Here is a 23,234-nt window from a genome sequence, read left to right on the forward strand (position 1 = left end):
TTCTATTTGTTGTTCAGATTGTCTTTGAATTTGGCACCGACAGGCAATGTTTCACCGGTTTCCAGCTCGATTTCGCACTTGCCCTGGCCCAGTGTTCTAACACCGCGGATTAGCTTCCGTCTCACCAGATACGATCGGTGAATACGCACGAAATCCACAGTGCCAAGCTCTTCGGTCAATGCCGATATGGTGTGCCGCAAGTGTAAGACCCTCTGTCCGGTGACAATCTCGAGATAGTCCCGATCGGCGCTCGCATAATTGATCTCATCGGCGAATACTCGCACCTGCTCATTGCCGGACTTGAACCACACGACACGCCGCTCTTCAGTTTGTTCACGCTCGGCTCTAAGTCGCTCGACGAGCTGTTGCAGCCGCGCCGTGCGTTCGTCTAGCGACTTTAATCGGATGCGCTCACGCGCACGGGTCAGTGCGTGGGAGAGCCGTTTCTCAGAAAAGGGTTTGAGCAGATAGTCTGTGGCTCCATGCTCGAACGCTCGAGCAGCATAGCTGCTGAAGGCGGTAACGAAAATTATCTCTGGCAGTTCGGGCAGCTCAAGCAAGCGTGAAGCGACGTAAAAACCGTCGCCGTGAGGCATTTCTATGTCGAGTAGTACAACAGACGGAGTCTTGTTCCGGATCCTTTTGATAGCCTGTTCGCCATCTGATGCCTCGCACACAATTTCCACCTCGGGAATCATCTCGATCGCGTTGGCGATACGGGTCCGCGCAAGGCGTTCGTCATCCACAATTGCAACTCTAAGCATGATCGGTCGAGCCTGCGGGTAGCCATATCGCGACCGCTACTCCGTATGGGTCACGGTCAGTTACAGTCATCTTTGCATCATTGCCATACAGCAGTTGGAGCCTTCGTCGAAGATTGCGAAGGCCGGTTCCCGTGCCCCGTGGGTCAGGTTTACTCATCCCTGGGCCGTCGTCTTCAACGATCAGGACGAGCTTGTCCTGCTTCACAGCGCACTCAAGAGAGACGTGCACGGTGCGGCTGACCTTCGCCACCGCATGTTTGATAACGTTCTCTAGAAGAGGTTGCAGCAGGAATGGCGGGACCGGGACTGATTTGGCATTGTCGTCGATTGTTTCGGCAATCTCTAATCGATCCTCATACCGCACATATTCGATAGCAATGTAAGCGTGAACCGATCCCAGCTCCTCCTCAAAAGGAATCAGATCGCCATCTTCGGTTTCAAGCGAAAAGCGCAGAAAATCGCTTAGCATGAGGACCGTTCGCTCAGCTTCTGCACGACTTCCTTCTGAAATCAATGCGGAGATCGAATTGAGGGTGTTGAACAAGAAATGCGGGCTGAGCTGATGACGTAGCGCCGCAAGCTGCGCATCTCGAGTAGCGCTTTCACGGGCGAGCGCAAGACGCTGCTGTTCGGCGAGCTCCCGTCCAAAGTGGATAGCAATGAATCCCATAAAAACCGAACTCACGATGGGACTGTCATAGATGATTCCATTGCGGAAAAGTGGCAGGAATTCCGCCGCTGCAAGACCAGGGTAGGGCGGGAAAGCCAAATAGACCGAGACACCTACAGCCGCATGAATGAGCAGGGTCAAAAGACCGATGCAGAATACCAGCAGCCAACGAAATCTTGGCAAGCGGCCAATGACCAAGAAGGAGAGCACCCCGGCGCCAAAGCTAAGGCTCGCTGAAAACACATAGGTCGAAACGCGTTGTGGCAAGTCCAGAGGCAAAGAGCCTTCGAACATCGAGATACCGACATAGATCGCGAGCATGCCAGCCCAAACAGCAAAGCTAACCAGCATCAGAGGTCTGAATAGAGACTTTTCGATCATCGCAGATATTTCATGCACAGCCCTGAATCGATCAGCGGCGAGACGAGGTGCCATGCCTGATCTTGTACTGCTTTTCCAACGATTAGGTCGCAGGTTTCCGAGATTTGGTCGCATGATCCAACCATGCGCAGCTACGGCGCGCGGCTTGTTTGTCGCAGCAAAACGATTGTTTGTCGCCACGCTCACACAGCCATCAAGCTCTAGTCGCATTTCATCTCGCCTTTATCGCAGCGCGAATAGCGTAGGCTTTCCAATCAGAGATCTTGAGGCCCAAGCGATCAGCCGCAACGTAGTGGCCAGATCGTCGGATCTGAAATGAGGATGGGTACCATGATGAAATCGACGAAGCTTCTTTCGACCGCGCTCAGCGCAAGTTTTGCACTTTTTGGGCAAGCGGCCTTGGCTCAGGTAGTTCTGGATGAGGCTCCCGAACCTCCGGCGCAAATCGATCCGGACCAGATGATCGAGAGCCAGTTCATCTCTGACCCAGATGCCGCGCTTGTTGTTGAGGATGGAACACTGGTCGTGACAACACCGTTCTTCCCAGGCTTTGAATTCGGTGTCTTTCTGGCGGGTGAGAATAACTCGGCAACTCTAGAGCAGGGTGGTCAGATTTTGTCAGAAACCGATGTAGGCTTCGGCTTGGTTTCAACCGCACCTGGAAGCTCGCTAACGGTCGCTGGCGAGATCATCGCTACGGGAACCGCCGGCGGGGGCGTGTTCGTGCAGGCCGCAACGCCGAACACGGTCGATGTGAAAGAGACGGGCGTGGTCTTCACTTCTGGCAACCAAGCTGCAGCAATTTCGGCATTTGGTTCTGGCAACCTGATCACGGTCGATGGCAGGCTGCAAACGCAAGGCATCGAGGCGTCCGGCGTCTTGGTGGGGTTTGGGACCGACATCGTCGTCAATGTCGGACAATCTGGACAAGTTTTGATCGAGGGCGATTTTTCACCGGGCCTTTCGACCCTGTTGAACCCGGTTGATAGCGATATTCGATTTAACAATGCCGGATTGGTCCAGACCTTCGCCAATGCGGCACCCGGCGTCGCGCTCGCTACTCCAGGCGCAAGCATAGAGAACAGCGGCGTGATAGCGACCGTTGGGGGTGGTTCACCCGGTGTCCTGATGACGCAGAGCAATGTGAGTGTGACCAATAGCGGAACCATCATCACGACCGGTGGCACCTTCGATGCGAATATTGAAGAGCTCGTCGGCCTCGCCACCGCAGGAACCGGAATCACTCCAACGACAATCCCGTCCGCAGGTGTGTTTATCGGGAACGGCGGCAACCAGGTTACCAACAACGGATCAATCACTTCCACCAACGGACCCGGCATTTTCACCAGCGCAGACTTTGCTGCGGTCACCAATTCAAGTTTCTTCGGAGCAGGTGACGCGTCGCTTGCGATTTCAATTACGAACACTGAGACAGGGCTCATCGAGGGCGGCACTGTCGCGATCCAGGGCAGCGCTCTGATCGAGGATGTTACAAACCTAGGTGCGATCGTCGGTGATGTTATACTGGATGCCGGCAATGACAGCTTCACTCTCGCGCTGTCGACCGGTTCAGTGAGTGGCTCAATCGACGGCGGAGATGGCACTGATGCGCTTACTCTGATTGGCGGCGGCTCCTTTGACGGAACCAGTCAGACGGGTTTTGAAACCCTTACGCTTTCAGGCTCTGGAGTTCAGATACTTTCGGGTGACTTCGGCACATTCACATCAGTGCTGGCCGGAACCGGCGTAAGCGTCAGGCTTGAAGATGGGGCCGTGATCGGTGCCACTGATACCGCGATTTTTGAAGCCGGTTCAATACTTGGCGGAACGGGGACAATTGCTGGAAATGTCACTAGTGACGGCTTCGTCGACCCTGGTGGTGCCGCAAATACATTGCCCGGTGAGTTGACTATCGGTGGAGATTTCACCTTGTCTGAGAATGGGGCATTGCTGGTTTCACTTTCCGGCTCGAACGTGGATGCTCTGATTGTAGGCGGCAGCGCTAATCTCCTGGGCGCGCTGATGATCACGCCCGGCACTGAAACGAACTTCGGCGCGCTACCAACGCAAGTTGCGGTCGTTGAGACTGGTTCTGGCGTGAGCATCACGGACCTTTCTGCTCAGTCGTTTTCTGATGGCGTGCTTTCTCTGGTGGCTACGCCGGTGATCAGCGGCGATGACTTGCTGCTTCAATTCGCAGTGGCATCTGATTTCGCTAGTGTTGCCGGAATCGATACGAACGCACTCGCCGTTGCTGGCGCACTAGACAGCACCTTCGCTGCATCGCCCGCGGGAGGTGAATTCACGACGGCCGCAGGAGTGGTTGGCGCAATGGTTGATGAGAGGGCTCTCGATAGCCTCTCTCCTGAGTTTTACGATGTGGTTGCTCGCGCAAGTGTGCTCGCGTCTGGGAAAGCATCGGATCAGGTTTTCGATCGCACATCAAACTTTCATCAGGGCGGTAAGTCGGGCCTCTGGGTCGCGGTCGGCTATGAGGGTTTCGATCGCGATGGTTCAGTTGTTTTTGAATATGAGATCGACCAGTTCAATGCTGCGCTGGGTGTGGATGTCGATTTAGGCGCTTTGGCAGTGGGTGCCGCATTGACATACGCTAGCAGCGATCTGGAGGTTGCTACCAGCTCCGGAGCTGATGCCGGAGACTTCGATTCTTTTGGGATCGTTGTTTACGGCTCGACCACAAATCCGTCGGGTTTCAATGTAGAGGCTGCGCTTGGCTATCAATCCGCAGATGCCGATACGATCCGGGATACTGCTTTCTCCGGTTCTGATGGTAGGTTTGTTGCCGATACCGGATCCGACATCTTCTCAGCTGAAATCCGGAGCTCTTATCTGCTCCCAATTGGAGAGCGCCTCACATTCAAGGGATGGCTGGGACTCGATTTCGTTTCCTTAGGGGGCGACAGTTTTGATGAGACTGGAACGGGGGCTTTTGCTCTCTCCGTCGACGCGCAGTCCTATGAAGAGTTTGGCGGGACTTTGGGTTTTGATTTGATTGGGCAATTCGGCACCGAGAGCGCACCGGTGCAGCCTTACCTAGGTGGTTCCGTCCGGCGCATTTTCACCAGTGAAGGCCCGCTTTTCAACGGTAGCTTCCTCTCCCCACCCGCAAACACCTTTTTGGTAGAAGGAGATTTCGATCGTACAGAGTACGGCTTGCGAGCTGGGCTATTTGCGACTGTCTTGAATGGCGCAGCGAGTGTTGGGCTTGGCTATCAGGGAACATTCTCTGACGACAACAATGCCCACCTTGGCTCGGTGACTCTGATCCTGCCATTCTGAATGGTCAGTGTGATTGCAGCAAAGCCTCTCTTGCTGCAGTCACACCGATTCAGCGTTCGGGCACAAATGGTGATGGCGTTGCGAAAGTAGGGGAGATTTCTGCGACTGACATTGGCGGGCCAGGGTGGTGGTAGACCAGCGCCGAAAGACCGATCCATGCGGAAAACATGATTGCATAGGGCCAGCGACGTGGCCAAAGTTCAGCAACAACCAGTGTCGCAGCTGCTGTTCCTCCCAAAGCAATCAAGGCAGAGCTCGCGGCGAAGGTGCCCGTTCCGGTGAGCGCTGCTTGGATTGCAATGCTAGCCCACTGCGCTGGCAGCAAAGCCAAGAGCCAATCGGGAAGTGCGCCAGGCTCTGCCCACGCGGTTATCAGAATAGCTGCTTCGCCCGCGACGACAAACACGGCAACCAGCCAGCCTTTCACGCCGACTGAACGTGCAAAGAGGGCACCTCTGGCAGCGAAGCTTATGCTTGCGGCGGCAAAGGCAATCCCGATCGAAGACGGGTGCGAAAGGAATGGCATTCCAAGCCCGAGCGCAATCACTGTGAGGCACGATCCAACCAAAAGTGCCAGAATGACACCGTTCCAAAAGCGTCCTGACGCAGCTGCTGCGATCATGCCAGCACCCATCAACCCAACCGCCATGATGGGACCAGCAGAAAAGACAATCATTGCCGGTGTTGATCCATTGGCGAACAGAAGCATCGCGCCGACTGGCAGAAAGGCACCAGCAAGCGCAACGGTCAGCCAGGCCAAGATCGGCCACGTGATGGGCGGAGACTGCAGTTCAGGTGCCATGATAGGACAGTGGTTTAAGCACCACGCAATGTCGAGCGTGATCGATCAAGTGCGCACTGTTCAAGACCTTGCAGTCCCGAACAAACCGGTCACGTATCCCTGAAGTCTCAGCCGCGTTTTTCGGAGGTGGAATTGCTGACGCAACTAAACGCTTTAGCTAGAGACATCCCTCGATAGTTCACTTGACCTATAGACTATCGGTACGCGCTGCGCTTTGGTTTAATCCATTGACGCATGGAGGGTTGTGGCCTGTCTTCATGGATAAGCCCATTCTGCTGTCAAACCCCCTTTCGATGCTCGCAGAATGAGCAAGGCAATTGAGTTTAGGAGTGTCAGACAGCCCGAAGATACCGATCATTGCAACAATTGAGGGTGCGTCACTTCGCCCCTGCCTCTCGTGTTGACCGATCTGGCCAGCTGGACCTTCAGCGCAGGGGGCTTAGAAAAAAGAGCATGAGCATCACTTCAAAGATCCGCGGACTTGTCCGGTGGCCCTCAAGGCGGGAAGGCATTTCCCTTTTCCTGCTCACTGTCTTTATGGTGGTGGGAGTGCCTTTCGAGCCCTATGATTGGTTGCAGCAATCCATATCTGCTTCCGCAAACTCCAAGCCTTATGAAGGAGATGGTGTGGTCATAGCGATTGACGCTGAGACCGAAAGTGAGCTGCCAACTAGGGTTTGGTCAAAATCCGATTTGGCGGCGCTACTTAATGGAATAGCTAAGCATTCACCCAAGCGGATCGTGATTGCCAAACAATACTTTGATGAGAGCAATCAGTCAGGTTCTGCCGAGCTTATCAGCGCATTGGCTGCATTGCCTCAAAAACCAGCCTGGTCAATTGACCTGGCTCCAGAGGATGTCAGGGAACTGTCTGAAGACGCGGAACTGGTCTCGGGCGGCGGCTTGGCAGATGCTTCGACATGGTTTGCGCCTGAGATTGCCGAGCACGTAACTCCAGCCGTGATTGTCTTTCAAGAAAGGTGGTTTGCGCCGATTTATGGCCCTTATCTTGTAAAAGTTGCTCATGGCATTGTTCCGAGTGCGGCCAATGTGCTCTCCGAGATTAAGACACCACCGCAAAATGCGGTTTTCCCGATCGACCTTAGTTATGATCCCAAGACCGTACCAACAATCAGTGCCGCTGATGTATTGAATGGTGAGATTGCTGCGTCTCAGATCCGAGGGAAGAACATCGTCATCGGTTTCACAGACGTGCTTGGCAGGGATACGCGAGCAACTCCTCAAGACGCATATACATCCAATGCAGCACTCACGATTCTTGCCTCGCAAACGCTGATAGACGGCCCGCCTCTCGCCTTGGACTGGGTTCCATCGTTCGTTCTTGCACTTGTGGCCGTCTTGTTATGGTTGGTCCTTCGCAGGCCTTATGGACGCTGGATCGCGCTGACCACACTCTTCGTTATTGCTCTTAGCCCGTTCTTTCTTGAGAGGTTTTTGATCTTTCAAGGCACATCCCAAGGTGTTTTCCTGATTCTGATCGTTGGGACCGCCAAGTTTTGGCAGCGCGGTCGTGAAGCCGTGCAAATCTACCGGAGTGCCGCTGAGGCCAAGTCGCAGTTCTTGGCTCAGGCGAGCCATGATTTGCGGCAACCAATCCATGCGATTGGCCTTCTCGCCGATAGGCTTTCACAATCCGATTTGTCCGCCGAACAACAGGAAATTGTGACGAAGATATCATGGTCAGTCGATAGCGCACGCCGGATGTTCCGAGCATTGTTGGACATTGCAGCAATTGAAAGCGGCACTTTGCAGAAGGAAGAAAGCTCGGTCTCCGTTAATGAGCTCCTTGCGGAGCTGGATAGTCAGAATGCTCTTGCCGCAGAGCAGGCAAATGTGGTCTTGCGTCTCGTGCCTTCAGATATGGTTGTAAAAACAGATCGTGCCTTGATTGGCACGATGCTCCAGAATCTTGTTTCCAATGCAATCAGATATTCCCCCGGTGGAAGAATTGTTGTCGGCTGTCGCCGGAAGGTTAGTGGTATCTCTTTCTGGGTCGTCGATAACGGGCGAGGCATTTCGGCCGATGAAATGGAGAATGTGCAAAAGGAGTTCTACCGTTCGGCTAAACGATCAAACCTAAGTACCGTCAACAAGGGTCTTGGTCTTGCAATCGTAAATAGGTTGGCTGACATACTGGGGCTGCGCTTTGATCTACAATCGAAGCTGGGCAAAGGCACAAAGGCTTCAATCAACGGTCTGCAAGTCATTCGCGTAGCAACAAGTTTGGATGTGGCTTCCACTGATCTCAAACTCCCGTTGGCAGGTCTGCGTGTCGTTTTGGCCGACGATGATCAGGAAACGCTCGATTCAACTACAGAGGTCTTACAAAAGTGGGGATGCGAGATTAGCGCGTACTCTGAGCTGCCTGCCAAGATACCCACGTGCGATATCGTTCTTAGCGACTTTGATTTTGGGTTTGGAGGTACACTGGCGGACCGTGGCAATGTCGTCAGTACAATTGATGTCCTCGGAGCTAAGCTGATTGTCGTCTCAGGACACCATCCAGAACAAATCCGTGAGCACATGCCTGACCATGAAGGTCTGATTCTCACCAAACCTCTCAGAGCCGCACAACTGCGCTCTGCTCTAATGTCATTACGGACATCAAACTCCGATGCCTAGTACATCTTGGCTAGTGTATCTCATGCAATGCTGTGTATTCTTCTCCTGTGCCGATCAGAGATGATCGGACGAATCGAACGGACTGGAGAGTAACGTTGAATACACTAGACATTCAGCCATTAGTCGACGCTGAAATTGATTCAGTCGTTGGCGGCACGGTATCGGGATCGGAACCGATTGGCTTTTGGGACGAGTGGAGGCCACCTTGGTGGGGCGGCGGTGGAAGTAACAACCCTCCTATGGATTACCCAAACTAGCCATAGCATAAAACAAAAAGGGCCGCTTTTGCGGCCCTTTTTTTGCGCGCGTTTGGAACGCTCAAACGCCGTACTTCGTCGCCATTGCTGCGGCTGCTGTGCGGGTCTCTACTTTCAGTTCGCGCAAAAGCGCTGAGACGTGGATCCGCACTGTGAAGGGAGATATCCCAAGGTCCTTCGCAATCTGCTTGTTCGAATGCCCTTCTGCGATCCCTCTTAGCACGTCGAGCTGTCGCGGAGTGAGGCTTGAGAACTGTGAAACAGAAGTCGCTCCCTCAAGCCCTCCGGACGCGCTCACATTGACGAATTCACCATCCATTACCGCGAGGATGCCGTCGCGAATCTGATCCTGGCTCGCGGCCTTGCTGATAAATCCATCGACCCCGGTCGACATGATGTGGTCGGTTGAGCGGCGATCGTCTGCCATCGAAATGATGACGATCGAGGCTAGGGGATATTTGGTGCGCAGCTGTGGGACGGCCTTGTCGATGTCCATTCCTGGGAAGCGCAGATCGAGCAGGAAGAGTTGCGGGTCGCCGCCAGCAACTGCCACTTCCATCAACTCTTCATAGGTGCTCGCGTGTTCGACCAATATCTCTGGATCAATTTGCCGCAGGATTGTCTCAACGCCCTCACGAAAGATCGGATGATCATCCGCGACGAGCATTCGCTGCTTAGCAGCCGGGTTCTGGCGCTGAACTCTCAATTCATAAAACTCCTATTGCGCCCTAACCCTGCCTCGCCTGCGCGCGCATTGCCATAGTCCATCCACACTATAGGCCCATTCCTAGTCAAGCGAGCTAATCAAATTAGCCTAGCTCCAAAATTCTAGTGTGCTCCAGCTAGGCCGACGAAGCTAGCATGGATCATCTAGGGCACTGTATCTATTGTGAAAATTCTTATTTGAGCGATTATTGATGTATCAGCAAGACGCTGACCACGACAAAGGAGATGAAGGATGGATACTGCATATGGGACCGCGCCAAATGCTGCGGAAGTCCAGTTGATGCTGGTCGGCGCAGCAGGGCTTCCGGAAGAGCCGATGCTCGACGACCTGAGCGACTTTCCTGACGAGTTTGACGAAACATCGCGGTGGGATTTCGGAATCCCTGAGTAAACCTACCCCCTGCGTATCAACTCCCCAATTGATCGCATCCACACGTTGAACTGAATGGATTTGGCACGGTGCTCGTTTCCAGGGTCACTTGGCAATGATGCACAGGCCCATCCAGTCCGGGCTGCAAAGTCCCTTCAGTCAGCGTGAGAGGTCGGAGGCGTCCAAGCGTGACGCTTCTACGGCTCCGACCTCGCCCAATTCGAACGACCAGCATGGCGGCGAGTGCGCTGTGACTGGCCCAAAAACCAAAGGCGCTTTCCGCGTTTTTGGATGCGAGGAAACTCGCCCTTTGTGAGCACTCGAAACGTTGGAGAATGAAGATGAAGACCTTGAACATGATCGAGCTGAACCAAGTTGCTGGCGGCTGTGTGGATTTTCCCGATGACGGCACCGGTGGTCCCCTTGGCCCAGTTACAATTCCAGGCGGCGGCATGCCTGGCCCAACCGATCCCATCGGTCCTCAACCTGAACCATCCGATGATCCAGTCTGGCTTCCCGGTTCTGGCTTCCAGCTTTGATCTGTGACCCTTTGGGCGGAAGCCCTGCTTTTGACCTTTTTTGCAAGGACCCAAGACAATGAAGACTCTGACAAAGAACGAAACTGAACACGTTGCAGGCGGCCTGCCATTTATTGCCTTGCCGACCGTAATCACTGCGATCCCGGTGCGCCCCACACCCAAGCCAGCGAACGAGCCGGTTCCGGCCAATGTGGGAGCTGAACAATGAGCGGCGTGATCAAGGCGCTCAGAGCGCGTGACGTCGCAGCGGTGAATGGTGGGGCAATCACCATCCTTCATGTGCCTGCTGGGCTCGCAGCTGCTGCAGCAAAAGCCGCTGAAGAGGCGAAGACGAAAGCTTCTTCGATCTCGTCCACCAGCGAGTAACTGCGGCGGTCCGCCGCGGTCGAAAACCGCAATACCAGTCAAGGATATCGCTTCGACAGTCGAACTAGGGGCGATTCCAAAGAAATTCCTGACGTAGATCGCGCGTTTCTGGAAGCGGGGAAGATGTGTGCCGGTTCCCCGCGCCAGCCAACCTATGGAGACCTTAAATGTTAAACATGAACCATGATGCCTTTGCTCAAGGTGCAATCGTTGAGCTTAATTTTGGTGAACTCGAAGAAGTTAACGGTGGGGGTCTGCCGCTTGTCATCGGGCTCGCAATTGTAGCTGTTGCAATCAAGCCTGTGGCCACAGAGTTCGCAAAAGGCTTCGCCGACGGCATGGTCGAGGGTTTCACCGACGACGAGTAAGCCTTCAAGTCTGTCACAAACTGACTTTCGAAATTTGAAGAAAGAGAACTACAAATGAGAAATCTAGACGCACATGAGATCGACTTTGTAAGCGGAGCTGATTGCTGCAAGTCCGTGAAAGAAGCAGGGCATAAGCTTGGAAAAGACTTTGCAAATTGGCTTGAAGACGTAGCCGAAAAGGTCGGCGAAGGACTGGAGAAGCTTGCCGAGGGGCGTGATAACGGCTTCCAGTAATCTAGCCTCCATGCGCCGTGAATCGATGCGCCTCATGAAGATGGGGCGCATCATTTTGTTCCAGCATTGCAGCACCGTAAGGCATCGCAGTCGCGCGATTGCCCTAACTCACTTGCACTATTCCGCTTTCTTGCCGAACGCGGCTAGGTGATAACCGGTACAAAGCAAAGCAAGAGCAAGGTGCAACACGTCGCATGACGGCATTATTCCGATCAGAGGTTCTCAACCAAAAGAAGGACCGCTTGTCCGGCGAGGTTTCAATCGCTGTGCCCATGCCGTGGCAGGTGATCGGCTATTTGATCTTTGGCAGCGTCGTGGTCGCTCTGATCTTTCTCAGCCTTGCAAGCTATTCTCGCGTCGAAACAGTAACCGGTGTGGTCGTCCCTGACAGGGGCGTTGCTTCAATCATCCCGACGCGCGGCGGAACCATTAGCGAGATCATGGTCGAAGATGGGGATCGGGTTGAGGCTGGCACCACTCTCGCCGCTATCCGGGCCGAAGAAGACAGCGCATCGGGCCTGTCAGCCGCGGCGATGACCGAACAGGCCATCGCTCAACAGGACGCGAGTCTCGCCGCCCAACTCGCTGCGTCTCAGCGCTCTGCCGCGGCGCAACGCAGCCAGATCGCGGTGCAAGTTGCCGGACTTCGTTCAGAGATCGACCAACTGCGTTCTCAGATCACTCTGCAAGAGAACCTTGTGGAGTCTGCGCAAGCAAACCTGGACCAGGCCCAAAGCGTCGCCGAACGCGGTTTCATCAGTCAGGTTGATTTGCAGCGGCGTCAGGATGAACTTTTTTCGCGCCAGCAACAGCTCGCCCAATTGCAGCAATCGCTGACTTCAAGACGGGCAACGCTCGCGGAAATCTCGACCAGTTCCGCCAATATTGCGGCGCAAGCCGAAAGCCAGGCCGCGAGTATCGCTGCCTCCAGAGCGCAAGTCGCTCAGCAGGCGGCGGGCAATGAGGGTGCCCGCTCTTATGCTCTGACAGCCCCGATCACCGGCACTGTGACCGCGCTCACCATGCGCAGCGGCCAAAGGGTGAATCCCCAAAGCCAGCTCATGGCAATCGTGCCCGAAGGCGCAACATTGCGCGCTGAACTCAACGTTCCGAGCCAAGCCATCGGCTTTGTGAAGGAGGGGCAGGAGGTCAGGCTCGCGATTGATGCCTTCCCGTACCAGCGCTTTGGCACTGTGATTGGTAAGGTGCGCACAGTCGCGACGAGTGCGCTCGGCCAGCAAGTGGGGAACGGGGCGGTCATCTCTGTTTATCCAGTCGTGGTGGAGCTTGAGGAGACCCAAGTCACCGCTTTTGGCCGCGAGGAAATGCTGGTGCCGGGGATGACGCTAACCGCCCGGATTGTCACCGAAAATCAGTCGCTGATTGAGTGGCTGTTTGAACCTCTCTTTGCTGTGCAGAAACGATAATATGGAACTCGACCTTGGCTTTATGACGCGCAGCAAAGTGCGTCTGGTGCGGCAGACGGAAGTCGCAGAATGCGGGCTCGCCAGCCTAACGATGATAGCCAATTACCATGGCTTTGATGTCGATCTTGGCACAATGCGCCGCAAGTATTCGCCTTCACTAAGAGGGGCACCGCTTCGTGCGCTGATCAACCTCGCAGACCAGATCGGGCTCACGCCAAGGGCGGTCAAATTGCCTCTGGAGGAGCTTCAAAACCTGCACTTGCCAGCGGTCTTGCACTGGGATCTCAATCACTATGTGGTGATCGAGGCGGTGAAGGGAGGCAAGGCACTCATTCATAATCCTGATGGGCGCTCGATATGGATGCCGCTTTCGGAAGTGTCGGACCATTTTACTGGGGTCGCACTTGAACTCCGCCCGAGCAACGACTTCGATAAGAAGACCCTGCGTGAAAAACTGAGGCTGTCGCAATTGTGGCAGAGCATGACGGGCTTGAAGCGCGCTTTGGTTCAAATCCTGATATTGAGCCTCGTGCTTCAGGCCTTTGTGCTGGCTTCGCCCTATTACATGCAGATCGCTATCGATAACGCGCTTCCCGCGCTCGATAATGATTTGCTGACAGTTCTCGCGATTGGCTTTGGGCTGTTCACATGCATCAATGTGATTGCGAGCCTACTACGATCTTTCGTCCTGCTCACTGCCGGAACGAGCGTGGGTTATGGCCTTGCGACCAATATTGCGAGGCGTTTGTTCCGCCTTCCCATCGAGTGGTTTGAGAAGCGTCACACTGGTGACATTCTCTCGCGCTTTCAATCGATCATGCCGATCCAGAACCTCCTCACACAAGGAGCGGTGGCTGCATTGGTCGATGGTGTGATGGCGATCTTCACGCTGGCTTTGATGTTCTTCTATAGCCCGCTGCTGGCTCTTGTCACGATCATTGCCTTCGCGCTCTATGGGGCAGTGCGTTTCGTCAGCTTCTCGTTCCAGCGTGAGGCCGAAGAAGCAACGATCATCACCGGCGGCAAAGAGCAGACCACCATGATCGAGACTTTGCGTGGCATGGTGACCCTGCGCTTGTTTGGCCGTGAGACCTTGCGACACGCATTGTGGCAGACTCGCTTGACCGACAGTGTGAACTCGAATGTGCGCCTTTCTCGTATTGGGATTTGGCAAGGCTCAGCCAATCTTCTGATCTTCGGGATCGAGAATATTCTGACCATCTGGCTTGCGATTGGTTTTGTGATTGAAGGTGCAGGCTTCAGCGTCGGCATGGTCTTTGCCTATATGGCTTACAAGAACCAGTTCATCGGCAAGAGCGCGGCGCTTATCGATCAGGCGATCCAGTTCAAGATGCTGGGCCTCCATTTGGAGCGGTTGTCCGATATTGCTCTGTCGGAAGAAGATCGCAGCTTCCAAGTGTCGCCGGAGACCGAAATACCGCTGAACGGCAAGATCGAATTGCGAGATATTTACTACCGCTATTCGCCCAGCGATCCCATGGTTCTGCAAGGGGTGAATCTCACAATTGAGCAGGGCGAACATGTTGCGATTACCGGGCCTTCAGGCGGCGGAAAGTCGACTCTTCTCAAGATCATTTTAGGGCTGGTTGAGCCGGAATCGGGTGAAGTCCTGATCGACGGGATCCCGCTCCACCGCTTTGGCTATAAGAGCTTCCATCGCCAGATTGCAGCCGTGCTTCAGGAAGACAGCCTGTTTGCGGGATCTTTGGCTGACAATATCGCGCTGTTCGATGATGAAGTGGACATGCAGCTCGTGATGGGCGCAGCAGCTGCTGCTTCAATTCACGAAGACATTGCCGCGATGCCGATGCAATATGAGACCCTGATCGGCGATATGGGATCGACGCTATCGGGAGGTCAGAAGCAGCGCGTGTTGCTGGCCCGCGCACTTTATCGCAGACCCAAGATACTGCTGATGGATGAGGGCACTGCACATCTTGATGCACAGCATGAGGCTGCCGTGAACGCAGCGATCACGCAGATGGGTATCACCCGCGTGATTATCGCTCACCGCCAGGAAACGATTGCTGCGGCCGACCGCACCTTGGTGATGACTGGCGGTAGGTTTCAAGAGGCGAGTTAAGCCGCCTGCGCCTTTGCAAAGCCAATGAATTGCGCTCGTTGCCCAAACACGAAGCGGTTCGTGAGGAGCGCCACCGCAATCGATGAGAACAGCACAAAGACCATCACGTCGATGTAATGCAGCCAGTCGAACCCGAGGTAGCGGTAATAGGTTGTGCCGCCCCAGATGTCCCGGTCCGTGTAAAGGAAGAAGGTGTGGAAGGCGTAGATGCCAACCCCATACACAAGTCCAGCCACGGCCGCGCGCGCATCCATATTGCGGAACAAAAGAGCGGCAGCAAAGGCCGACAGGATTGGCATGGAAAGCAGTCCGTTTAGCTGCTGCAAGAGGTCAATAATGCTATCAGCATTCGCGTACAGCGGGACCAGTGCAATCGATAGGATCATCGCGCTGATCCCGACTCTGCGATTAAGCCGCACGACATCGACATCGGGGTTGATAAATTTGCGGTGAAAGTCGACCGACCACAGCGTGATCGTCGCGTTCATGACGGCGGAATAGGTGGTGAGCACGGCTGCCGCGATCATCGCGGCAAAGAGTCCACTGGTCCAGCTTGGCAAGACCTGATCGACCAGCATCCCATAGGCCTGGTCGCCCACCCCTCCGAAGAGTTTGTACGCGACAACGCCAGGCACAACCACAATGGGTGGAACGATCAGAACTCGGATGATTGCAGCGGCCATGATCCCCTTCTGGGCCTCTTTTACATTGGGCGCGGCGAGGGCTTTTTGCGTGATGTTCTGATTGGTCGACCAATAGAAGATCTGGATGAAGATCATGCCAGTGAAGAGCGTGTGCCAGGGGATCTGGGAGTTGTTATCGCCCACCATCGATAGCCGCTCAGCCGGAATGCCTGAGAAATCAAAGCCGATTGCTTGCACAGCTAGGAATACCACCACAAGCGCCAGACCCAGAATACCGATGCCGCTGTAAGTATCGAGCACCGCCACAGCACGAAGGCCGCCAAGGATCGCGTATGCTGCGCCAACAATCGCGAAAACGCTCGCAATGATGATCAGACCGTTATCAATTCCAAACAGTCCTTCACTCGGTGCGATGCCAAAAAGCGACTGGATAAAGAGCGAGCCCGAATAGATGACGGCAGGCAAGTAGATGAAGATATTGCCCGCCAAAAACAGTCCGGAAATAACCGTACGAATGCTGCCACCATTGTACTTTTTTTCAAGAAGCTCGGTCACGGTGGTGCAATTGTTGCGGTAGTAAATCGGCACAAACACAAAGGCGAGCAGCATAAGGCCAATAAACCCTGCGATCTCCCACCAAGCGAGCAGGAACATTTGTGCGCCGTTCATGCCCACAAGCTGATCGGTTGAGAGGTTCGTAAGAGTAATGGCGCCGGCCACGAAGAACCAACTCAATCCACCACCAGCGAGGAAGATTTCCTTGTCAGCCGATGCATGGCTAGCCGCTTTTGCAGCTGAAACCTTCGCATAGGTGAAATAGGCAAGGGCGGCCATCAGCCCAAAGAACACAGCGACCTGTACGACGTTCATATTGTTCTATTTCTCCTTAACGCGCTCAGCGCAGCGCTTCTGGCGCTTTAAGTGCGGGCGCACTCTTTCAACTCAGTTGAAACGCATCAAGGCCTTGGGGAAAACAATTTTCACCTTTGAATTGGGCGATCTCGTCAAAAATCTACGATGGATGGCAAAACACTGCTTTCACAACTCCGCCAATTCAAGCAAGCAGTGACTAAGACGGAATGGCTTATTGGAAGCTGCTTGGATGGAATATGTGGATGGGTGAAGACCCAAGACCGGTGTTGATTGAAGAAGGCTTCGTTACCCTGTCAGGGGGAGGGGTATGCGTCATCATCGAAGCTATTGAAGGCGAGGGGCCCAAAATCGCATTCTCCGGGCCTGAGATCGCGCCCGTAAAGCCAACTGAGTTGAAGTCCCTTTCCGCTTGGCAATATGTCCATGGTGGCCCTTCGGAGGACCGGCCACTAACCCTTTCGAATGAGCTTGGCATCGGAACTCTTGCTCCTCCAGGGCTCGTTGCCAGCCGCGATGGAGAGGATTGGGCAGTCGATCTTCGGGTCGAAGAGATTCGCCCAATAGGTGAGGGCCGGGTGCAGATTCGCTGCGTTGATAAAACGTGTGCGATTGCGGCGATTTACAATTTGCAGATTGGCTCCGACACAGGGGTTCTTACCTGCAATACCCAGATTCAAAACTTGGGCAATGATGTGCTCACACTCGATTGGTGCGCTGGAATGTGCCTTCCACTCGATACGCGCCTGAGCGAGATCATCGCATTCTCAGGGCGCTGGGCAGGGGAATTCCAAACCGAGGAGATCGGCGCTTTTCAAGGTAGCTTCGTGCGTGAAAACCGGGCCGGACGAACGAGCCATGAGTGCTTTCCGGGTCTGATCCTGAAAACACCGACGACCGATGAGACTCAGGGGCTTGCTTGCGGCTTTCATCTGGGTTGGAGCGGCAATCACCGCTCGCTGGTGGATCGCTTGCCCGACGGTCGCTCTCTCTTACAGATGGGAGAATTGCTGTGGCCGGGTGAAATTCGGCTTGCCGGAGGAGAGTCCTATCAATCGCCCGATCTCCTCGCGACGTGGTCGAACGAGGGTGTCGGCGCAGTAAGTCATGCTTTCCACACGCATCTGACGCAGGAGATTCTCGACCGTCGCACCGCATCGAAACCACGCCCGGTTCATTTCAACACGTGGGAGGCGGTCTATTTTGCGCATGATCAGGATCGGATCATCGAGCTTGCCGAGTTGGCTGCCTCCGTTGGAGCAGAACGCTTTGTGCTCGACGATGGCTGGTTCGGTGCGCGGCGGAATGATGCAGCTGGCCTTGGCGATTGGTGGGTCTCATCAGATGTCTACCCGCAAGGGCTCCATCCCATAGTCAACAAAGTGCGCGAATTGGGCATGGAGTTTGGCCTGTGGTTCGAGCCCGAAATGGTCAATCCAGACAGCGACCTCTACCGTGCGCATCCGGACTGGATGCTAGGTGCGCCAAGTATAGACCCAATCGCATTCCGCAACCAGTTGACCCTCGATCTTAGCAAGACTGAGGTTGCGGATTACCTATTTGAGAAGATTGGATCCCTCACCCAAGAATACCAAATCGACTACATCAAGTGGGATATGAACCGGGATTGCCATCACCCAGGGAGTGACACGCGAGCGGCCATGCATAGGCAAACGCTGGGTGTTTACCAGCTCATTGACCGGCTGCGTGCGGCATTCCCACGGCTTGAGATTGAGAGCTGTTCGTCCGGTGGAGGAAGGGCTGACTACGCCATCCTTGAACGCACCGACCGGATATGGACTTCAGACAACAATGATGCGCGCGACCGCCAGCAGATTCAGAAAGGGGCGTCCTATTTCTTCCCATTGCGAGTGTTGGGGAGCCATGTGGGGCCCAGGAAATGCCACATTACCCGGCGGCGTTTCTCGATGGAGTTCCGCGTAGCAAGTGCGCTCTTTGGCCATATGGGGCTAGAGCTCAATCTTCTGTTAGAAAGCGAAGCGGATAGGGCAGCGCTCACGAAAGGCATTGCGCTCTACAAAGAGTATCGTGAACTTCTCCACACGGGCTCGCAGCACCGGGTCGCATCAGCGGCTCACGCCAATGTCATCGGTGTGGTTTCGCCGGAGTGTGATGAGGCGCTGTTTAGCTATGCTCTTCTGGAATCGCGGCCTCGAACAGCGCCGGATCGGCTGTTCTTCGTTGGCCTCCATGCCAAGAAGGACTACCGCGTTACGATAGTTTGGCCGCTCACTGATCCGTCGATTACCCAACCCTCGATCGTTCAGATGAACGATTTAATGGACAAGGGCGCTGTTTTCTCTGGCGCAGCCTTGATGGAGTTCGGTATGCAAACCCCACCGCTTCATCCTGACAGCGCCGTGATCTACCACCTTCAAGAGGTCTAATGTCCGACATCCCTTCTTTCGATCTGCTGATAGTCGGCGGAGGTATCAATGGCGCGGGCATTGCTCGTGACGCAGCTGGGCGCGGTCTCAGGGTGCTGCTTGTTGAGAAGAATGACTTGGCCGCCCACACGTCAAGCGCTTCGACAAAGCTGATCCATGGCGGGCTTCGGTATCTTGAGCATCTTGAGTTTCGCCTGGTGCGCGAAAGCCTGATCGAGAGGGAGCGCATACTTATGATCGCGCCGCACATCGTGTGGCCGATGCGCTTTGTTCTGCCGCACGATAAAGGCCTGCGGCCCAAATGGATGCTGCGGCTGGGGCTGTTCCTGTACGACCATCTGGGCGGACGAAAGCTGCTGCCGGCAACCAAGACGATCAATCTCCGCGAAGATCCTCACGCCAAGGTGCTTGAGGATCGCCTTGTTAGTGGGTTTGAATATTCCGATTGCTGGGTTGAAGATGCGCGGCTTGTGGTGCTCAATTGCATGGACGCAGCCGAGCGTGGGGCGACGATCCGGACTCGAACCGAATGCATAGGGCTCAATCGTGAGAATGGATTGTGGCGCGCGACGCTTTCGAGTGCAGCGGGCGAGGAGGAGGTGCGCGCGAAGACTGTCGTCAACGCGGCTGGACCGTGGGTTGATGCGGTCCTTGGCAAGTCGGGCACGGGAAGTGAAGAGGACAATGTGCGGCTTGTGAAAGGCAGCCATCTGATCTTCCCCAAGCTGTTCGACCACGACCGTTCCTACATCTTCCAGAACCGCGATGATCGGATCATCTTCGCCATCCCTTATGAGCAGGACTATACGCTGGTCGGCACGACGGACGTTCTGTTCACTGGGAATCCGGGCGAGGTGCAGATTTCCGACGAGGAGAAACGTTACATCTGCGATGCGGCGAACGAGTATCTGCGCACCGATGTCTCGCCGGATCAGGCGGTGTGGGATTATGCGGGTGTGCGACCGCTCTACGATGATCACAAGTCCGACAATTCAACCGTGACGCGCGATTATGTGTTCGATCTCGATGAAGAGAACGGAGCGGAGATCTTGTCCATCTTTGGTGGAAAGATCACCACCTATCGCAAACTTGCTGAACACGCGCTTCAGAAGCTTGAATTGGACATCAAATCGAGCTGGACGGCGGATGCGGCGCTTCCTGGTGGTGACTTTGATCCCATGCAATTTGATCGAGTGCTGGGTGATCTCCAGACGCAGTACCCTTGGGCGGAAAGGCCAATGTTGCGCCGGCTTCTGCGGGCCTATGGGACGCGGGTTCACACTATGTTGGACGGCGTGACGAGCGCCAATGGTCTTGGTGAACACCTTGGTGGCACCCTGTACGCGCGCGAACTTGAGTATTTGTGTGAGCATGAATTTGCGCGCGAGGCCGAGGATGTCCTTTGGCGACGCAGCAAGCTTGGCCTCCATCTGGATGATGCAGCCCAAGCGAAAGTCGCTTCCTGGTTCGCCAATCACGAGACCGCGCAGTGAGTGAAGCAATCGTACTGCCTCGTTCTATCGGGGGTAAGTCGATCTATATGCGCGAGCACCGCAAGTCCGATGGGCGGATGTTGCGGCTTTACGGGCATGAAGCGCATCGTCTTTCACCAAGTCCTGAGGCCGCTGACCCCATCGCACAGGGCGGTGAGGTGCGGTTCCACCCGTTGCGTTCCGAATGGAATGTCTATGCCGCGCACCGCCAGAACCGCACATTCAAGCCATCCCTGGCCGACGACCCCCTAGCGCCAACGATCAAGGGTGGGCCTGCTACCGAGATTCCCTTCGCCGATTTCGAACTGGCGGTTTTTGAGAACAAGTTTGCCGCCTTTCATCATTCGGCAGTCAATGCGGCGAACCTTACAGGGATCAACACCGAACCTGCCAAAGGGGCGTGCGATGTGGTCGTCTATGCACCCGATTCCGCAGGAAGCCTCCACACAATTGGGCAAGACCGTCGCCAGGTTTTGATTGCTGCGCTCATTGATCGGTATCAGGCGCTTTTCAACGCGGGATGCAATTATGTTCTCCCGTTTGAGAACCGCGGCGATGAAGTGGGGGTCACACTCCACCACCCACATGGCCAGATCTACGGCTTTGAGCGTGTTCCAGTGACCCAACAAAGAGCGATTGACGCATTTGCAGAAGGCTACGACTTAAGCGCCGAGATTGCCGCTGTCATGCCCGACTATGGTTTGGGAGCTGAGGGTGGAGTCGCCGCTTTCGTACCTCGTTTTGCACGCTTTCCCTACGAAGTTTGGCTTGCCCCTCAACATCGCCGTGAGGGCCCCTGGGATTGCAGCGATGAAGAGCTTGAAGGTCTCGCCTATTGGTTGGGCGAGATCACACGGCGCTACGATGCGCTGTTTGAACAACCTGCGGCAACGATGATGGCCTTCCACGCTGCGCCCAAGGGGGGCTCGGAGGGCTACCACTTCACCGTGCAATTCTATCCGCTTTTGCGCGCACCAGGACGCGTCAAATATCTCGCTTCGGTTGAGCAGCACACCGGTACGTTCACGGTCGATGTAATGCCAGAGACGGCTCTCCAAGCCTTGCGAGAGGTGTGAGATGAGAGGCACTGCAAGCGCTCCAGGCCGGGTCAACCTGATCGGCGAGCACATTGACTACAACGGCGGAACGGTTCTGCCAGCCGCCTTGTCAGTTGGCGTGACCGTTGAACTGGAACCGCGCGATGATGACCGGGTGCTCCTTGTCGCTGATCAATATGACGACCCGGTCGAGCGACTTATCAGTGAAGAGGCTAGCGGTGATTGGTCCGACCCAAGCGTCGGAGCGCTGCGAGAAGCGCGGGCTCTTGGTCTTATCAATGCTGGTGCAAGCCTCACCATTCGTTCCAATATTCCGCAAGGCGCTGGACTCTCATCCTCGGCAGCGCTCACAGTCGCGATCTTGAAAGCGGCGAGAGCTGCGGGAGGCGTTGGCCGACCGGATGATCAAGAAATCGCCCTTGCTGCGCGCAGGGTAGAGAATGATTATCTTGGGGTTCCGTGCGGCATCATGGACCAGTTTGCTGTGGCGATTGCGAAACCAGGCATGGCGATGGCGCTCGACACAAAGTCGCTCCAATACCATCTTCTGGATCTCCCGCAGGATCACACATTTGTGGTCATTCATTCAGGCGTGTCGCGCAAGCTCACCGACGGACGATATAAGACTCGCAAGATCGAATGCGATCAGGCGAAAGCGTATTTTGGAACCGACGACCTTTGCCATTTGGATCCAGACGCAGTTCGCTCCTCTGACCTTGATGCGACTATTCGAAAACGAGCTCTCCATTGCGCGACCGAGCATCGCCGGGTGCTTGCCACTGTTGAAGCCTTGAAGGACAAAGACACTGCGGGAGTGGGCGATCTGATGAACGCGAGCCACGTTTCCATGCGCGATGATTTTGAGATGTCGCTTGAGCCTATCGACGCGCTTGTGGACGACGCCATGAGCACCGGTGCATTGGGTGCGCGCCTTACAGGCGGCGGCTTTGGAGGATGCATCACGGCGCTAGTCGCCAATGAAGGCAAAGATGACTGGCTTTACGAGCTTCTCAGGCTCCACCCAAGAGCGAAGTTCATCTGCGGAGCATAGTAGGCCTTTCGTCAATAATGCATCTTACTCTCAAGTGTTGATCTCCTTTTCAACTCCGTTACACAAGTAAATAACACAAGACTAATGGGAAGTTGGTGCTTTGCACACGCTAGAAAAAACTCAAACTCTCTCCAGATTTCTTGATTGTAGCGATCAGTCCGCGTCAATCCTGGCGCAGGCTGTGCGTCCGGCCCAGTTTAAGTCGCGCAGCATTCTGTCTCACCAAGGCGAAGATTGCACAAGCTTCTGGCTCATTCTTGATGGCACCGTCCAGTTGAGAGCCATTTCCTTTGAAGGCCAAAACACAGTGATCTCTTCATTTGGGCCGGGAGAAATCATTGGTGCTTTTTCTGATTCGCAGTCTTTCAATTACGATATCTGTGCCCTCAGCTCATTAAGCACTCTTGAGATTTCTGGTGTCCAATTGGCAAAGATCGTGCGCGAGCACAGCGATATCGGCGCTGGCCTTTCTCGCATTTATGCGGGGCAATTGGACGTAGTGCTGGATCGCTTTTCCTCGCGGGTTGCGCTTTCAGCAATGGGTCGATTCTATAAGGAACTTCTGCGCTGTGCCGAAGGTCTAGACACTGTGTCACCGCCTCCTGTGGTGACGGCTCTTGCTTTGGTTGCCCAAACTACGCGGGAAACAGGTTCGCGCGCCTTGAGCAATCTTGAAAGGCGAGGGATCATCGAAAGACATCCCGATCATCTCAAGATTGTCTCACGAGGAATGCTCGAGGATCTTATTGTCTAGCGCGG

General features: G+C 54.9%; 20 protein-coding genes. 15 read left to right on the forward strand and 5 right to left on the reverse strand.

Annotated features, from left to right (window positions below; genetic code table 11):
- Nucleotides 1–2: 2 nt before the first annotated feature.
- Nucleotides 3–764 carry a LytTR family DNA-binding domain-containing protein gene (locus Q0778_RS14480; RefSeq protein ID WP_298337023.1) on the reverse strand — a complete coding sequence of 254 codons (762 nt, stop codon included), beginning with the start codon at nt 762–764 and terminating at the stop codon, nt 3–5.
- On the reverse strand, nt 757–1,869 hold the full coding sequence (locus tag Q0778_RS14485; protein WP_298337025.1) for a histidine kinase: 1,113 nt from the start codon (nt 1,867–1,869) through the stop codon (nt 757–759). The genes Q0778_RS14480 and Q0778_RS14485 overlap by 8 nt, the downstream gene beginning before the upstream one ends.
- Nucleotides 1,870–2,145: 276 nt before the next feature.
- Between Q0778_RS14485 and Q0778_RS14490 the strand changes: the two genes are divergently transcribed.
- Nucleotides 2,146–5,115, forward strand: a complete 2,970-nt coding sequence (locus tag Q0778_RS14490) for an autotransporter outer membrane beta-barrel domain-containing protein (RefSeq protein WP_298337027.1) — start codon at nt 2,146–2,148, stop codon at nt 5,113–5,115.
- Nucleotides 5,116–5,164: 49 nt separating this feature from the next.
- On the opposite strand, the gene Q0778_RS14495 is transcribed toward Q0778_RS14490, so the two are convergent.
- Complete coding sequence (locus Q0778_RS14495; RefSeq protein WP_298337029.1) at nt 5,165–5,917, reverse strand: hypothetical protein; 753 nt, start codon at nt 5,915–5,917, stop codon at nt 5,165–5,167.
- Between the two features lie 453 nt (nt 5,918–6,370).
- Between Q0778_RS14495 and Q0778_RS14500 the strand changes: the two genes are divergently transcribed.
- Nucleotides 6,371–8,560, forward strand: a complete 2,190-nt coding sequence (locus Q0778_RS14500; RefSeq protein ID WP_298337031.1) for an ATP-binding protein — start codon at nt 6,371–6,373, stop codon at nt 8,558–8,560.
- Between the two features lie 318 nt (nt 8,561–8,878).
- Here Q0778_RS14500 and Q0778_RS14505 read toward each other — a convergent pair whose 3' ends face one another.
- On the reverse strand, nt 8,879–9,523 hold the full coding sequence (locus Q0778_RS14505; protein ID WP_298337033.1) for a response regulator transcription factor: 645 nt from the start codon (nt 9,521–9,523) through the stop codon (nt 8,879–8,881).
- A 252-nt stretch (nt 9,524–9,775) separates the two neighbouring features.
- On the opposite strand from Q0778_RS14505, the gene Q0778_RS14510 reads away from it, so the two are divergent.
- The 8 genes from Q0778_RS14510 to Q0778_RS14545 all read left to right on the forward strand — a co-directional run bounded on the left by Q0778_RS14510 (nt 9,776) and on the right by Q0778_RS14545 (nt 14,951).
- Entirely contained in the window at nt 9,776–9,934 is a 159-nt protein-coding gene (locus tag Q0778_RS14510) for a hypothetical protein (protein ID WP_298337035.1), read from the forward strand.
- Between the two features lie 320 nt (nt 9,935–10,254).
- Nucleotides 10,255–10,452 carry a hypothetical protein gene (locus Q0778_RS14515; RefSeq protein WP_298337038.1) on the forward strand — a complete coding sequence of 66 codons (198 nt, stop codon included), beginning with the start codon at nt 10,255–10,257 and terminating at the stop codon, nt 10,450–10,452.
- Between the two features lie 58 nt (nt 10,453–10,510).
- The gene (locus Q0778_RS14520; protein ID WP_298301820.1) at nt 10,511–10,660 is read left to right on the forward strand and encodes a hypothetical protein; all 150 of its coding nucleotides are present in this window, start codon (nt 10,511–10,513) and stop codon (nt 10,658–10,660) included.
- Nucleotides 10,657–10,818: a hypothetical protein gene (locus Q0778_RS14525; RefSeq protein ID WP_298301822.1), complete on the forward strand. Its 162-nt coding sequence runs from the start codon at nt 10,657–10,659 to the stop codon at nt 10,816–10,818. The genes Q0778_RS14520 and Q0778_RS14525 overlap by 4 nt, the downstream gene beginning before the upstream one ends.
- A gap of 167 nt (nt 10,819–10,985) precedes the next feature.
- A complete protein-coding gene (locus Q0778_RS14530; RefSeq protein ID WP_298337040.1) occupies nt 10,986–11,186 on the forward strand; it encodes a class IIb bacteriocin, lactobin A/cerein 7B family in 201 nt (66 codons plus the stop codon).
- Between the two features lie 54 nt (nt 11,187–11,240).
- The gene (locus tag Q0778_RS14535) at nt 11,241–11,420 is read left to right on the forward strand and encodes a hypothetical protein (protein WP_298301827.1); all 180 of its coding nucleotides are present in this window, start codon (nt 11,241–11,243) and stop codon (nt 11,418–11,420) included.
- A 194-nt stretch (nt 11,421–11,614) separates the two neighbouring features.
- Entirely contained in the window at nt 11,615–12,847 is a 1,233-nt protein-coding gene (locus Q0778_RS14540; RefSeq protein WP_298337042.1) for an HlyD family efflux transporter periplasmic adaptor subunit, read from the forward strand.
- A 1-nt stretch (nt 12,848) separates the two neighbouring features.
- Complete coding sequence (locus tag Q0778_RS14545) at nt 12,849–14,951, forward strand: peptidase domain-containing ABC transporter (RefSeq protein ID WP_298337044.1); 2,103 nt, start codon at nt 12,849–12,851, stop codon at nt 14,949–14,951.
- Here the strand turns inward: Q0778_RS14545 and Q0778_RS14550 are convergent.
- Entirely contained in the window at nt 14,948–16,465 is a 1,518-nt protein-coding gene (locus tag Q0778_RS14550) for an SLC5 family protein (protein WP_298337046.1), read from the reverse strand. The genes Q0778_RS14545 and Q0778_RS14550 overlap by 4 nt on opposite strands.
- Before the next feature lie 209 nt (nt 16,466–16,674).
- Between Q0778_RS14550 and Q0778_RS14555 the strand changes: the two genes are divergently transcribed.
- The 5 genes from Q0778_RS14555 to Q0778_RS14575 all read left to right on the forward strand — a co-directional run bounded on the left by Q0778_RS14555 (nt 16,675) and on the right by Q0778_RS14575 (nt 23,229).
- On the forward strand, nt 16,675–18,873 hold the full coding sequence (locus Q0778_RS14555) for an alpha-galactosidase (protein ID WP_298337048.1): 2,199 nt from the start codon (nt 16,675–16,677) through the stop codon (nt 18,871–18,873).
- Nucleotides 18,873–20,366 carry a glycerol-3-phosphate dehydrogenase gene (glpD, locus tag Q0778_RS14560; protein ID WP_298337050.1) on the forward strand — a complete coding sequence of 498 codons (1,494 nt, stop codon included), beginning with the start codon at nt 18,873–18,875 and terminating at the stop codon, nt 20,364–20,366. Before Q0778_RS14555 ends, glpD begins: the two co-directional genes overlap by 1 nt.
- Entirely contained in the window at nt 20,363–21,442 is a 1,080-nt protein-coding gene (locus tag Q0778_RS14565) for a galactose-1-phosphate uridylyltransferase (RefSeq protein ID WP_298337052.1), read from the forward strand. Before glpD ends, Q0778_RS14565 begins: the two co-directional genes overlap by 4 nt.
- A 1-nt stretch (nt 21,443) precedes the next feature.
- Entirely contained in the window at nt 21,444–22,475 is a 1,032-nt protein-coding gene (gene galK, locus Q0778_RS14570) for a galactokinase (protein ID WP_298337054.1), read from the forward strand.
- Between the two features lie 181 nt (nt 22,476–22,656).
- Nucleotides 22,657–23,229: a Crp/Fnr family transcriptional regulator gene (locus Q0778_RS14575; protein WP_298301844.1), complete on the forward strand. Its 573-nt coding sequence runs from the start codon at nt 22,657–22,659 to the stop codon at nt 23,227–23,229.
- Nucleotides 23,230–23,234: the final 5 nt, after the last annotated feature.

Origin of the sequence: uncultured Erythrobacter sp., from assembly GCF_947502395.1 — a bacterium.
In the GTDB taxonomy this organism is placed as follows: domain Bacteria; phylum Pseudomonadota; class Alphaproteobacteria; order Sphingomonadales; family Sphingomonadaceae; genus Erythrobacter.

Excerpts from the sequence above, each read along its gene's own strand:
- Q0778_RS14480 (WP_298337023.1), bottom strand. The coding sequence starts at position 764 with ATGCTTAGAGTTGCAATTGTGGATGACGAACGCCTTGCGCGGACCCGT.
- Q0778_RS14485 (WP_298337025.1), bottom strand. The coding sequence starts at position 1,869 with ATGGCACCTCGTCTCGCCGCTGATCGATTCAGGGCTGTGCATGAAATA.
- Q0778_RS14490 (WP_298337027.1), top strand. The coding sequence starts at position 2,146 with ATGATGAAATCGACGAAGCTTCTTTCGACCGCGCTCAGCGCAAGTTTT.
- Q0778_RS14495 (WP_298337029.1), bottom strand. The coding sequence starts at position 5,917 with ATGGCACCTGAACTGCAGTCTCCGCCCATCACGTGGCCGATCTTGGCC.
- Q0778_RS14500 (WP_298337031.1), top strand. The coding sequence starts at position 6,371 with ATGAGCATCACTTCAAAGATCCGCGGACTTGTCCGGTGGCCCTCAAGG.
- Q0778_RS14510 (WP_298337035.1), top strand. The coding sequence starts at position 9,776 with ATGGATACTGCATATGGGACCGCGCCAAATGCTGCGGAAGTCCAGTTG.
- Q0778_RS14515 (WP_298337038.1), top strand. The coding sequence starts at position 10,255 with ATGAAGACCTTGAACATGATCGAGCTGAACCAAGTTGCTGGCGGCTGT.
- Q0778_RS14520 (WP_298301820.1), top strand. The coding sequence starts at position 10,511 with ATGAAGACTCTGACAAAGAACGAAACTGAACACGTTGCAGGCGGCCTG.
- Q0778_RS14525 (WP_298301822.1), top strand. The coding sequence starts at position 10,657 with ATGAGCGGCGTGATCAAGGCGCTCAGAGCGCGTGACGTCGCAGCGGTG.
- Q0778_RS14530 (WP_298337040.1), top strand. The coding sequence starts at position 10,986 with ATGTTAAACATGAACCATGATGCCTTTGCTCAAGGTGCAATCGTTGAG.
- Q0778_RS14535 (WP_298301827.1), top strand. The coding sequence starts at position 11,241 with ATGAGAAATCTAGACGCACATGAGATCGACTTTGTAAGCGGAGCTGAT.
- Q0778_RS14540 (WP_298337042.1), top strand. The coding sequence starts at position 11,615 with ATGACGGCATTATTCCGATCAGAGGTTCTCAACCAAAAGAAGGACCGC.
- Q0778_RS14545 (WP_298337044.1), top strand. The coding sequence starts at position 12,849 with ATGGAACTCGACCTTGGCTTTATGACGCGCAGCAAAGTGCGTCTGGTG.
- Q0778_RS14550 (WP_298337046.1), bottom strand. The coding sequence starts at position 16,465 with ATGAACGTCGTACAGGTCGCTGTGTTCTTTGGGCTGATGGCCGCCCTT.
- Q0778_RS14555 (WP_298337048.1), top strand. The coding sequence starts at position 16,675 with ATGGCTTATTGGAAGCTGCTTGGATGGAATATGTGGATGGGTGAAGAC.
- glpD (WP_298337050.1), top strand. The coding sequence starts at position 18,873 with ATGTCCGACATCCCTTCTTTCGATCTGCTGATAGTCGGCGGAGGTATC.
- galK (WP_298337054.1), top strand. The coding sequence starts at position 21,444 with ATGAGAGGCACTGCAAGCGCTCCAGGCCGGGTCAACCTGATCGGCGAG.